Consider the following 12,569-nt stretch of genomic DNA (forward strand, 5'->3'; position numbering starts at 1 on the left):
GGATAACTTTCAAGATCCCACAGAAAAGCCCGCCACCGAGTGCTCGGTGGCGGGCTTTTTTGTGGCGGCGAGGTTTAGATCGCGCCGCGCTGACGCAACAGCTCCAGCACTTGCTTGACGCTGTCTTCCAGCGACAGTGCCTGGGTGTCGATTACCAGGTCGGCATTCAACGGCACGTCATACGGGAAGGACTCGCCAGGGATGTTATCCCCACCGGCTGCGTACAAGCCTTGCGGATCACGCTCGGCACACACCAACGGCGAGGCCTGCACGTAAACCGTCAGCAGGCGGTCGGCACCAATCAGCGCCTTGGCCTGTTCGCGGCCTTCGGCATCCGGCGCAACGAATGCTGCCAGGGTCAGCAGGCCGGCTTCGTTGAACTGGCGCGCCACGTGGGCGGCACGCCGCCAATTTTCGGTGCGCCCGGTGCGGTCCTGCGGCAAGCCTTTGTTCAGGTCGTGGCGCAGGTTCTGGCCATCCAGCACGAACACGGCACGGCCCATGTCGAACAGCTTGCGCTCAACCGCATAGGCCAAGGTGCTCTTGCCCGCGCCCGACAGGCCGCTGAACAGCACGGTGGCCGGTTGCTGGCCGAAGCGCTGGGCGCGTTCTTCGGTCGCCACATGGGCCAACTTGCCGTGATGCGTGGCGGAGCCATGGTTGACCGGCGGCGCGATGATCATGCCCGCGGCCACCGTGCCATTGGTCAAGCGGTCGATAACAATAAACGCACCGGTGGTGCGGTTGCTGTCATAGCCGTCCAGCGCGATGGCGGCGTCGAGGCTGACCTTGACCCGACCAATCTCGTTCAACTGCAGCGAACTCGCCGGGCCTTCGGCCAGGGTGTTCACGTCCACACGATGCACGATGCTGGTGATGGAACCCGGCACGTAGCTGGTGGCGCGCTTGATGTCGTACTTCTTGCCCGGCAGCATCGGCTCTTCGGCCATCCACACCAGCATGGCGTCGAAGGCGTCGGCCACTTGCGGCACGTTGTCGGCATGCACCAACAGGTCGCCACGGGAGATGTCGATTTCATCTTCCATGGTCAGGGTTACAGCCTGGCCTGGGCCGGCGTGCTCCAACTCACCGTCGAAGGTGACGATGGATTTGACCCGGCTGCTCTTGCCCGACGGCAGCACCACGACTTCGTCGCCCTTGTGCACGACGCCGCTGGCCAGGGTGCCGGCGAAACCACGGAAGTTCAGGTTCGGACGGTTGACGTACTGCACCGGGAAACGCAGGTCGGTGTAGTTGCGGTCGTTGGCGATCTCGACGGTTTCGAGAATTTCCATCAGCGACTGGCCCGTGTACCAAGGCGAACGCTCGCTCTTGTTGACCACGTTGTCGCCTTTGAGCGCGGACATCGGCACGAAGGCCATGGTGCTCGGCTTGAACGCAATGCCTTCGGCGAACTTCAAGTAATCCGCCTTGATTTGCTCGAATACGCTTTGGTCAAAGCCATTGATGTCCATCTTGTTGACGGCCACCACGATGTGTTTGATACCCAGCAACGAGGCGATAAAGCTGTGGCGACGGGTCTGGGTCTGCACGCCGTAGCGGGCGTCGATCAGGATGATCGCCAGGTCACAGGTGGAGGCACCGGTGGCCATGTTGCGGGTGTACTGCTCATGGCCGGGGGTGTCGGCGATGATGAATTTGCGCTTGGCGGTGGAGAAGTAGCGGTAGGCAACATCGATGGTGATGCCCTGCTCACGCTCGGCCTGCAGGCCATCGACCAGCAACGCCAGGTCGATGTCATCACCGGTGGTGCCGGACTTCTTCGAGTCGCGGGTGATAGCTTCCAGGTGATCTTCGTAGATCATCTTGGAGTCGTGCAGCAGGCGCCCGATCAGGGTGCTCTTGCCGTCGTCGACGTTGCCGCAGGTCAGGAAGCGCAACATTTCCTTGCGCTCGTGCTGGCCCAGGTAGGCGAGGATGTCCTCGCTGATCAAATCAGATTGATGCGACATTGGTGACAGCCCCTTAGAAATAACCCTGACGTTTTTTATCTTCCATCGAGCCTGCGCCATCGTGGTCGATGACCCGGCCCTGGCGCTCGGAAGTTCGCGTCAGGAGCATTTCCTGAATGATGTCCGTGAGGGTTTCAGCCTCGGACTCCACCGCGCCCGTCAACGGGTAGCAGCCAAGGGTACGGAAACGTACTTTCTTTTTGACGATTCGGGCTTTGTCTTCGTCGGACAGGTGCTCGAGGATGCGGTCGTCGTCGATCATGATCAACGTGCCGTTCTTCTCGATCACGTCGCGCTCGGCGGCAAAGTACAGCGGCACAATCGGGATGCCTTCCAGGTAGATGTACTGCCAGATGTCCAGTTCGGTCCAGTTGGACAGCGGGAACACACGGATCGACTCACCCTTGTTGACGTTGCCGTTGTAAACGTTCCACAGCTCCGGGCGCTGGTTTTTCGGGTCCCAGCGGTGTTTGCTGTCGCGGAACGAGTACACGCGCTCTTTGGCGCGGGATTTCTCTTCATCGCGACGGGCACCGCCGAAAGCTGCGTCGAAACCATGCTTGTCCAAGGCCTGCTTGAGGCCTTCGGTCTTCATGATGTCGGTGTGCTTGGCGCTGCCGTGGGTGAATGGGTTGATGCCCTGCGCCACCCCATCCGGGTTGACGTGGGTGATCAGGTCCAGGCCAAGCTCTTCGACCATCTTGTCGCGGAACGTGTACATCTCCTGGAATTTCCAGCGGGTGTCGACGTGCATCACCGGGAACGGCAGTTTGCCCGGAAAGAAGGCTTTGCGTGCCAGATGCAACATCACGGCGGAGTCTTTACCGATCGAGTAGAGCATCACCGGGTTGTCGAACTCGGCGGCGACCTCGCGGATGATGTGGATGCTTTCCGCCTCCAGCTGTTTCAGATGCGTCAGTTTGTCGACCATGGCTACTCACGGAAAAACGATCTTATGGACGGCCAGCGGGCCGTGTTCGAGCGGGGCATGCTAGCACAGCACCTTCTTCTATTCAGGGCGCCGACTAGATCGAAACGGTATATGAATATGCCACTGAGTTAGGCCTGCCTCGGTCGAATGTGGGAGCCGGCTTGCTCGCTCCCACACAAGCCCGCACCACATTCCTTCTGTGGAGTTCCTTAGATCGGATTGGGGCAATCGATGAACAGGTGTTCCAGCGCAAACCGTCGCGCCAGGTAATCACCCAACGCCTGTACGCCATAGCGTTCGGTGGCGTGATGGCCAGCAGCAATAAAGCTGATGTCGTTTTCCCGCGCACTGTGGAACGTTTGCTCGGACGCTTCGCCGCTCAGGTACAGATCGACACCGGCGGCGATCGCCTGGTCGATATAGCCCTGGCCACCACCGGTGCACCAGCCGACACGGCGGATCATTTCGCTGCCTTCGATCAGCAGCGGCTCGCGCCCCATCACGTCTTGCACGCGACGGGCGAAGTCGCGGGGTGACAAGGGTTCGGCCAGCGAGCCGACCAGGCCGACGACTTTCGGGTTGCCAGGGTCCAGCGGGCCTTCGACGGTGATGTCCAGGTGGCGGGCCAGTTGCACGTTATTACCAACGTCCGCGTGCAGATCCAGCGGCAGGTGATAGGCCAACAGGCTGATGTCATGCTTGAGCAGGGTTTTCAGGCGGCGCTGCTTCATGCCGGTAATGCACGGGTTTTCGCCTTTCCAGAAATAACCGTGGTGCACCAGTACCAAGTCGGCCTTGGCTTCGACGGCGGCGTCCAACAGGGCTTGGCTTGCGGTCACGCCGCTGACGATGCGCATCACCTGCGGGCGACCCTCGACCTGCAGGCCATTGGGGCAATAATCGGCAATTTTTGCGCTGCCGAGATAGCGGTCCGCTTCCTCGACCAGGGTGCTAAGGGGCACGGCCATAAAAGACTCCTAAATATCCCGTTCCGAGGCGCTCACAGCCTCGTATAATGCGCGACATTATGGGCGCTCTCCCGCCCCCTGCAACCTGTCAGGACTTACTTGATGCTCAAGGCACTGCGTTTTTTTGGATGGCCATTGTTGGCTGGCGTGCTGATCGCAATGCTGATTATTCAGCGTTATCCCCAGTGGGTGGGCTTACCCAGCCTTGATGTGAACCTGCAACAGGCCCCGCAAAGCAATTCGGTGGTGCAAGGCCCGGTGACCTACGCAGACGCGGTCGTCATCGCCGCGCCCGCCGTGGTCAACCTGTACACCACCAAGGTCATCAACAAGCCCCCGCACCCGTTGTTTGAAGACCCGCAATTTCGTCGCTACTTCGGTGACAACGGGCCCAAGCAACGCCGTATGGAATCCAGCCTCGGCTCCGGCGTGATCATGAGCCCGGAAGGCTACATCCTCACCAACAACCACGTGACCACCGGCGCCGACCAGATTGTCGTGGCCCTGCGCGACGGCCGCGAAACCCTGGCCCGCGTGGTCGGCAGCGACCCGGAAACCGACCTTGCGGTGCTGAAGATCGACCTCAAAAGCCTGCCTTCGATCACTATCGGCCGCTCTGAAGGGCTGCGCGTGGGCGATGTGGCCCTGGCCATCGGCAACCCGTTTGGTGTCGGCCAGACCGTCACCATGGGCATCATCAGCGCCACCGGGCGTAACCAGTTGGGGCTTAACAGCTACGAAGACTTTATCCAGACCGACGCGGCCATCAATCCGGGCAACTCCGGCGGCGCGCTGGTGGATGCCAATGGCAACCTGACCGGCATCAATACGGCGATCTTCTCGAAATCGGGTGGCTCCCAAGGCATCGGTTTTGCGATCCCGGTGAAGCTGGCAATGGAAGTGATGAAGTCGATCATCGAGCACGGCCAGGTGATTCGCGGCTGGCTGGGGATCGAAGTGCAGCCGTTGACCAAGGAGTTGGCCGAGTCGTTTGGTTTGACCGGGCGTCCGGGCATCGTGGTTGCCGGGATCTTCCGCGACGGTCCGGCGCAGAAAGCCGGCCTGCAATTGGGCGATGTCATCCTGAGCATTGACGGCGAACCCGCCGGTGACGGCCGCAAGTCGATGAATCAGGTGGCGCGGATCAAGCCAACCGACAAGGTGGCGATCCAGGTGATGCGCAACGGCAAAGAGCTCAAGCTGCTGGCGGAAATCGGCTTGCGCCCACCGCCTGCGCCCGTGAAAGAAGAGGAATAACGGGGGTGGGAGCCCGCTCGCGGGCTCCTGTAACTTAATATTTCAAAAGAAATCCGCTCTCATTGGTCATGTTATATTGTTTCAATATAGACATTGGAACGCTCTATCATGCCGTCTCGAAGATTTGCCCCCATGGCGGGCCTGGCCGTGGGTTTGTTGCTCGACCCCGCTTATGCCGAAGACAACACCATTGAACTGGACACCATCAGCGTCACCAGTGACGACTATGAATCCGCCACCAGCCCCGTCACAGGCTATCGTGCAACTCGCTCCGCCAGCGCGACCAAAACTGACACGGCCCTTCGCGACATCCCACAATCGATCAGCGTGATTCCCGCGACGGTGCTCAAAGACCTGGGCAGCACCCATGTGGAACGTGCCCTGGAATTCGCCGGTGGCGTGTCCAAGCAAAATAACTTCGGCGGCCTGACGCTCTACGAATACAGCGTGCGCGGCTTCACCACGTCAGAGTTCTATCAGGACGGTTTCAGCGCCAACCGCGGCTACCCGAGCACGCCGGATGCGGCCAATATCGAACGCATTGAAGTACTCAAAGGCCCCGCCGCCAGCCTGTATGGCCGCGGCGATCCCGGCGGCACCGTGAATATCGTCACCAAGAAACCGCAGCCGCAAGCCTTCACCACGCTGCAAACCAGCGCCGGCAGTTGGGACCGTTATCGCACGGCAGTGGATGTAAACACCCCGCTGGACAGCGAAGGCCGTGTGCTGTCGCGCGTAAACCTGGCCGTGGAAGACAAGCACAGCTTCCGCGATCACGTCGACGCCAGACGCGTGTTCGTCGCGCCCTCTTTCAGTTGGCAGTTGGACCCGGATACCAGCCTGCTGGTGGAAAGCGAATTCGTGCGCCACAGCTCTACCTTCGACCGAGGTATTGTCGCCGACCACGGCATGTCCCGCTCGACCTTCCTCGGCGAACCCAACGACGGCAACATCCGCAACCACAACAACCGCCTGCAAGCCACCCTGGAACATCACCTCAACGACGCCTGGAAACTGCGCCTCGCCAGCCACTACAAACAAGGCAGCCTGTGGGGTGATGCCTCGGAAAGCCGCGCGCTGAACGCTGACGGGCACACCGTCAACCGCCGCTACCGCGAACGCTCCACCGGGTGGCACGACAGCATTACCCAGCTGGAACTGCGCGGTCTTTTCGACATCGGCAGTTGGCAGCATGAACTGCTGATCGGCACCGAATACGAGGACTACCGCAAGAAGGAACGCGTGACGGCTATCGGCGGCAGCCTCTACCCCATCGATATCTATAAGCCGATCTATGGCCAACCCAAACCCGACGGCGCACGCTCCGGCACCGACTTCTTCGAACAGGTGAAGAGCCAGGCGCTGAACCTGCAAGACCAGATCGTGTTCACCGACCGCCTGCGCGGCATGGTTGGCGTGCGCCTTGAGCACTTCGAACAAAGCACCGACGACTTCACCCGGCACGCTGCCAAGAGCCGGCAAACCCACAATGCCCTGACCCAGCGCGCCGGATTGCTGTACCAACTGACACCGCAAATCGGTGTATTCGCCAACGCCTCAACCTCGTTCAAACCGAACAATGGCCTGGATGCCGGCGGCCAATCCTTCAAGCCAGAAGAAGGTCTGGGTTATGAAGTCGGCATCAAGAGCGAGCTGTTCGATGACCGCCTGAGTGCTACCCTCGCCGCGTTCCATATCGAAAAGGAAAACGTCCTCGCACTCGACCCGACCACCGACGTTAACCGCGCTATGGGCAAGGCCCGCAGCCAGGGTTTCGACCTGCAACTGACCGGGCAAGTGACTGACGCCATCCGACTCATCGGCGCCTTTGCCTACATCGACGCCGAAGTGACCAAGGGCGACAAAGCCATCCCCACTGGCAGCCGAATTCTCGGCGTGGCCAAACGCAGCGGCAGTCTGTTGGGTGTGTATGAATTCCAGGAGGGTGCATTGCGCGGCTCAGACGTGGGCGCGGCATTCACCTATGTCGGCGACCGCTCCGGCGAGGCAGGGAGTCATTTCAAACTGCCCGCCTACCACACCGTCGACCTGCTCGCCCATTACAAGGCCAGTGACAACGTCACCGTGGGCCTGAACCTCAATAACCTATTCGACGAAAAGTACTACGAGCGCTCCTACAGCAATTACTGGGTCACCCCCGGCGAGCCGCGCAACGTCACCGTCAGCCTGACCCTCAACCTGTAAAAGGACGTCTCCATGCAAGCCTTCAAATCCCTGGCCGTACTCGGCCTGTTGTTTGCCAGCCAGGTCTCGGCCCACGGCCTGTGGACCGAACAACGACGCGGCAATATCGAAGTCATCTACGGCCATGGCGCCGAAGACAACGCCTTCAAGGCGCAGAAAATCAGCGGTGCCTGGGCCTACGACGTCAGCGGCAAGATGATCCCGGTGACCGTCGAACGCCTGGCCGACCATGCGCGCCTGCAGCCGCTCAAATCGCCCGCCGTTCTAGCCGTCGCATTGGATAACGGAATGTGGTCGCAGACGGCTGACAAGCGGTGGATCAACCAGGGCCGCAGCAAAGTGCCGGGGGCAATTGCATCGACCCAGACCTTCAAGTACAGCCTGGCGATTTACCAGCCGGGAGCGAAGTTGCCGAAGCTGGATCAGATAAAGCTGTTGATCCTGCCGGAAGTTGATCCATTGACGGTAGGGCCGGGCAAGTCATTGCCGGTGCGGGTGCTGCTGGATGGCAAGCCGGCGGCGGGGATCAAGCTGGTAGGCGACTATCGCAATGCGCCGAACACCCTGAGCACCGAGACCGACAAAGACGGTCGGGCTCAAGTGCTGGTGCGTAATGAGGGGTTGAATGTGATTGCCGCGCAGGTGGAGCTGCCGCTCAAAGACAATGCCGATGTGGCGACACGCGGGTTGTTCACCTCGCTGACCTTCCTCGGCGAACCCCACCACGAGTAAACGCTACACACCAATGTGGGAGCCGGGCTTGCCCGACTCCCACATTTGATTTCTAGCGTTTCTACAATCTGATTACAGTGCCAACGGCGCTCTTTCACACAGTGTATTGAGCGCCGAGGCCCATTGCGGGTCATCATTGAGGCATGGCACCAACACCAACTCCTCGCCTCCCGCTTCGCGGAACTGCTCCAGGCCGCGATCACCAATCTCTTCCAGCGTCTCAATGCAGTCCGCTACAAACGCCGGGCACATCACCAGCAACTTTTTCACGCCTTGCTGAGCCAGTGCTTCCAGGCGGGCTTCGGTGTAGGGTTCGATCCACTTCGCCCGGCCAAGGCGCGACTGGAAGGCCACCGACCACTTGCCTTCCGGCAGCCCCATGCGCGCGGCAAAGTCCCGCGCGACGCTGAAGCATTGCGCGCGGTAGCAGGTCGCAAGCACCTCGGGCGAGGCGTTCTTGCAGCAATCGGCATCTTTGAAGCAATGCCCGCCGGTCGGGTCGAGTTTTGTCAGGTGACGCTCGGGCAGGCCGTGAAAACTCAGCAGTAAATGATCGTAATCCTGCTCCACATACGGCCGGACACTCGCGACCAAGGCGTCGAGGTATTCCGGCTGATCGTAGAACGGTTGCAGGATCGAGAACTGCACCTTGAGCTTTTTGTCGCGCACGACCCGTTTGGCCTCTTCAATCACCGTGGTTACGGTGCTGTCGGCAAACTGCGGGTACAGCGGCGCCAGGGTGACTTTCTCGATGCCCTGAGCGGCCAGGCGCGTCAACGTTGTTTCAAGGGACGGCTCGCCGTAACGCATCGCCAGTTCCACCGGGCCGTGGGTCCACTGCGCCGTCATTTGCTGCTGCAGGCGACGGCTCAATACCACCAGCGGCGAGCCCTCGTCCCACCAGATCGAGGCATAAGCGTGCGCGGACTGCTCGGGACGCTTGATCAGGATCAGCGACACCAGCAAGCGCCGTACCGGCCACGGCAGGTCGATCACATAAGGGTCCATCAGGAATTGATTGAGGTAGCTGCGCACATCGGCCACCGAAGTGGACGCCGGTGAACCCAGGTTGACCAGTAACAACGCGTGATCCGTCATGCAACATCCTATCTCTAGAGGCGGCTGGACAAGTCTTCCAGGGCCGCGTGCAACTCAGTGAACTGAAAAGTGAAACCGGCAGCCAGCAGCCGCTCGGGAACGGCTTTCTGCCCGCCCAGCAATAACCCGGACAGCTCGCCCAGCCCGAGCTTCAATGCAAACGCCGGCATCGGCATGAACGCCGGGCGGTGCAACACCTGGCCCAGGGTCTTGGCGAACTCACGATTACGCACCGGGTGCGGCGCGCAGGCATTATAAGGACCGCTGGCATCACCCTTGTGCAGAAGAAAATCAATCAGGGCGATTTGATCTTTGATATGAACCCACGGCATCCACTGCCGACCATCGCCGATCGGCCCGCCCAGCGCCAGCTTGAACGGCAGCAGCAGCCGTGACAAAAAGCCGCCCTGCGCCGCCAACACCAGGCCGGTGCGCACCAGCACCACGCGCACGCCCAAGGATTCGGCGCGCAACGCGGTTTCTTCCCAGGCGATGCACAGCTGGCTGGGGAAGTCGTCCAGCACCGGGCCGCTGGCTTCGGTCAATTCGCGCTCGCCACCGTCGCCATACCACCCCACGGCAGAACCGGAAATCAGCACCGCCGGCTTTTGCGCCAGGCCTTCCATCCACGCCAGCAACGTTTCAGTGAGACTGATGCGACTGCTCCACAACAGGGCCTTGCGCTTTTTGGTCCACGGACGATCAGCAATGGGCGCGCCGGCCAGGTTGACCACCGCATCCACGGCACCTATCACGTCTTCCAGGCGGCCGACACCCAACACCTCATCACCGCACCACTTGGCGACGGTGTCCGGTTCACGGCTCCAAACAGTCAGGCGATGCCCTTGGGCAAGCCAGTGCTGGCAGAGTTGGCGACCAATCAAACCAGTACCGCCGGTCAGCAAAATATGCATGGGTTCCTCCTCATGTAACGTTTGCCGCCCATCGCTAGTCTATTTTATAAGCAGGGACTTTATGTAAATGGGCGTTACGCGGTTTAAGCCTCAGCTTTAACCATAGGTCACGCCACACAAACAGGTACGCCAAAACTTATACCAAAAAACAATATTGTACAGCTATTGGTGTCGGCGTAGTCTGTACCCAACGGTAAAACGAGGCCTCCCATGACTGTTCCCATCGCGATCATCGGCACCGGCATCGCCGGTCTCTCCGCCGCCCGAGCGTTAAGAGACGCGGGGCACGCTGTACAACTCTTCGATAAAAGCCGTGGCAGTGGCGGCCGCATGTCCAGTAAACGCAGCGATGCCGGCGCGTTGGACATGGGCGCACAATATTTCACCGCCCGCGACCGGCGCTTCGTCAACGAGGTGCAACGCTGGCAAAGCAACGGCTGGGCTGAGCAGTGGAAACCGCAGCTGTACAACTTCAAATCCGGCCAACTCACGCCCTCCCCCGATGAACAGATTCGCTGGGTCGGCACGCCGCGCATGAGCGCCATCACCCGTGCGCTGCTCGACGACTTGCCGGTGGAATTCGGTTGCCGCATCACCGAAGTGTTCCAAGGCAAACACCATTGGAACCTGCTGGGCGCCGACGGCGGCAATCACGGCCCGTTCAGCCATGTGGTCATCGCCACGCCGGCCCCCCAAGCCACAGCGCTGCTGGCCGCTGCACCCAAGCTGGCGAGCGCAGCCGCCGGGGTGAAGATGGACCCGACCTGGGCGATTGCCCTGGCCTTCGACAAACCGTTGGACACACCGATGGAAGGCTGCTTCGTGCAAGACAGCCCCCTCGACTGGCTGGCGCGCAACCGCAGTAAACCTGGGCGCGACACCACCCTCGACACGTGGGTACTGCACGCCACCAGCGCCTGGAGCAGGGCGCATCTGGACCTGCCCAAGGAAGCGGTGATCGAACACCTGCACGGCGCCTTCGCCGAATTACTGCACAGCGCCATGCCCGCACCGTCCTTCAGCCTCGCCCATCGCTGGCTCTACGCACGCCCATCCAGCAGCCACGAATTCGGGGTACTCGCCGATGCCGACCTGGGCTTGTATGTGTGCGGCGACTGGTGCCTGTCCGGCCGGGTCGAGGGGGCGTGGCTGAGCGGTCAGGAAGCTGCGCGACGTTTGATTGAGCATTCGCAATGAACCGCATCAACCCAGCCAAATTGCTGCTGTCGAAGTGGACAGCAGCGCATCCACGTAACAAAGAGAAACACTTCTTGGTCACCGAGCTGTTTCGTGATGAAGAAGGCACCGTGCTCGACATCGAACTGCAAGCGGTCATGACCCAACGTACGCAACGCCTGGCCTGGCAAACCCTGCAGAATGCTGAAGATTGGCGAATCGGCTGGAAATAGCCTGCTCGCAAATACTTGTACAAAATATTTGACTTGTACAGCATCAAACCTATGATGAGATTCAGTTGTACAGGCTTAACAGCCTGTATAGGAATCTCGGAGAGGTTTGAACATGTCCAGCACTGGAAAACCGAAGATCGCCATCAGCGCCTGCCTATTAGGCGAGAACGTGCGCTTCAACGGCGGACACAAACAATCCCTGCTGTGCAGCCAAACCCTGGCCGACTACTTCGAGTTTGTGCCGCTGTGCCCCGAAGTCGCGATCGGCCTGGGTATCCCCCGCGAACCGATCCGCCTGGTGGGCGACCCTGCCCACCCGCAAGCCGTCGGCACCGTGCACCGTGAGCTCAATGTAACGCAGCCACTGGACGATTACGGCCAGCAAATGGCGTCGGAACATACCGACCTGTGCGGCTACATCTTCATGCAGAAATCGCCCTCGTGCGGCCTGGAACGGGTCAAGGTCTACCGCGACAACGGCACGCCGGCAGAGGGCGGCGGGCGTGGCATTTACGCCCAGGCATTTTGTGCACGCCACCCCAACCTGCCAGTGGAAGAAGACGGTCGGCTGAATGACCCGGTGCTGCGGGAAAACTTCCTGACCCGCGTGTTCGTCTATGCCAGTTGGCAACAGTTGCTGGCCGAAGGCCTCACCCGTCACCGCCTGCTGGCTTTTCACTCGCGCTACAAATACCTGTTGATGGCCCACAGCCCGGCGCATTACAAAAGCCTCGGCCACCTGCTGGGCAGCATGGGCAAGGGCATCGACCTTGACGCGTTGGCCGCCGGTTACTTCAGCGAACTGATGACCGGCCTGAAAAAATGCGCCACCCGTGGCACTCACACCAACGTGTTGCAGCACATCAGCGGCTACCTCAAGCAGGCCATCAGCGCCGACGACAAGCAGGAAATGCAAACCGTCATCGGCCAATACCGCCACGGCATCGTGCCGCTGGTGGTGCCCCTTACCCTGCTCAAACACCACTTTCGCCAACACCCGGATCGCTACATCGCGCAGCAGGCCTACCTGCAACCGCACCCGGAAAACCTTAGCCTGCGTAATGCGATCTAACCCATGAAAG

General features: G+C 60.6%; 11 protein-coding genes. 6 read left to right on the forward strand and 5 right to left on the reverse strand.

Translation table 11 applies throughout. The annotated features are described in order from the left end of the window. Positions 1 to 74 precede the first annotated feature (74 nt). The 3 genes from cysN to JFT85_RS12105 form a co-directional block, all read right to left on the reverse strand. Entirely contained in the window at positions 75 to 1,973 is a 1,899-nt protein-coding gene (cysN, locus tag JFT85_RS12095) for a sulfate adenylyltransferase subunit CysN (protein ID WP_053254285.1), read from the reverse strand. A 13-nt stretch (positions 1,974 to 1,986) separates the two neighbouring features. Further along, positions 1,987 to 2,904, reverse strand: coding sequence for a sulfate adenylyltransferase subunit CysD (gene cysD, locus JFT85_RS12100; RefSeq protein ID WP_012722132.1), 918 nt, complete (start codon positions 2,902 to 2,904; stop codon positions 1,987 to 1,989). A 209-nt stretch (positions 2,905 to 3,113) separates the two neighbouring features. Further along, positions 3,114 to 3,872, reverse strand: coding sequence for a Nif3-like dinuclear metal center hexameric protein (locus tag JFT85_RS12105; RefSeq protein ID WP_053254284.1), 759 nt, complete (start codon positions 3,870 to 3,872; stop codon positions 3,114 to 3,116). A gap of 102 nt (positions 3,873 to 3,974) precedes the next feature. Here JFT85_RS12105 and algW point away from each other — a divergent pair, with 102 nt between their 5' ends. From algW to JFT85_RS12120, 3 genes are all read left to right on the forward strand, one after another. Beyond that, a complete protein-coding gene (gene algW / locus JFT85_RS12110) occupies positions 3,975 to 5,129 on the forward strand; it encodes a Do family serine endopeptidase AlgW (protein ID WP_053254283.1) in 1,155 nt (384 codons plus the stop codon). Between the two features lie 108 nt (positions 5,130 to 5,237). Further along, positions 5,238 to 7,334, forward strand: coding sequence for a TonB-dependent siderophore receptor (locus tag JFT85_RS12115; protein ID WP_078827720.1), 2,097 nt, complete (start codon positions 5,238 to 5,240; stop codon positions 7,332 to 7,334). 12 nt (positions 7,335 to 7,346) lie between these two features. Continuing rightward, on the forward strand, positions 7,347 to 8,066 hold the full coding sequence (locus tag JFT85_RS12120; protein WP_053254281.1) for a DUF4198 domain-containing protein: 720 nt from the start codon (positions 7,347 to 7,349) through the stop codon (positions 8,064 to 8,066). Positions 8,067 to 8,138: 72 nt separating this feature from the next. On the opposite strand, the gene hemH is transcribed toward JFT85_RS12120, so the two are convergent. Beyond that, positions 8,139 to 9,164, reverse strand: coding sequence for a ferrochelatase (gene hemH / locus JFT85_RS12125; RefSeq protein WP_053254280.1), 1,026 nt, complete (start codon positions 9,162 to 9,164; stop codon positions 8,139 to 8,141). A 14-nt stretch (positions 9,165 to 9,178) separates the two neighbouring features. Continuing rightward, entirely contained in the window at positions 9,179 to 10,078 is a 900-nt protein-coding gene (locus tag JFT85_RS12130) for a TIGR01777 family oxidoreductase (protein WP_201229899.1), read from the reverse strand. 210 nt (positions 10,079 to 10,288) lie between these two features. On the opposite strand from JFT85_RS12130, the gene JFT85_RS12135 reads away from it, so the two are divergent. The 3 genes from JFT85_RS12135 to JFT85_RS12145 all read left to right on the forward strand — a co-directional run bounded on the left by JFT85_RS12135 (position 10,289) and on the right by JFT85_RS12145 (position 12,559). Continuing rightward, positions 10,289 to 11,275, forward strand: coding sequence for an NAD(P)/FAD-dependent oxidoreductase (locus JFT85_RS12135; RefSeq protein ID WP_201229900.1), 987 nt, complete (start codon positions 10,289 to 10,291; stop codon positions 11,273 to 11,275). Then, positions 11,272 to 11,487, forward strand: coding sequence for a TIGR02450 family Trp-rich protein (locus JFT85_RS12140; protein ID WP_053254277.1), 216 nt, complete (start codon positions 11,272 to 11,274; stop codon positions 11,485 to 11,487). Before JFT85_RS12135 ends, JFT85_RS12140 begins: the two co-directional genes overlap by 4 nt. A gap of 112 nt (positions 11,488 to 11,599) precedes the next feature. Further along, a complete protein-coding gene (locus JFT85_RS12145; protein ID WP_053254276.1) occupies positions 11,600 to 12,559 on the forward strand; it encodes a YbgA family protein in 960 nt (319 codons plus the stop codon). The last annotated feature ends 10 nt before the right edge of the window (positions 12,560 to 12,569 follow it).

It is taken from the genome of Pseudomonas sp. TH04, assembly GCF_016651355.1.
GTDB lineage: Bacteria > Pseudomonadota > Gammaproteobacteria > Pseudomonadales > Pseudomonadaceae > Aquipseudomonas > Aquipseudomonas fluorescens.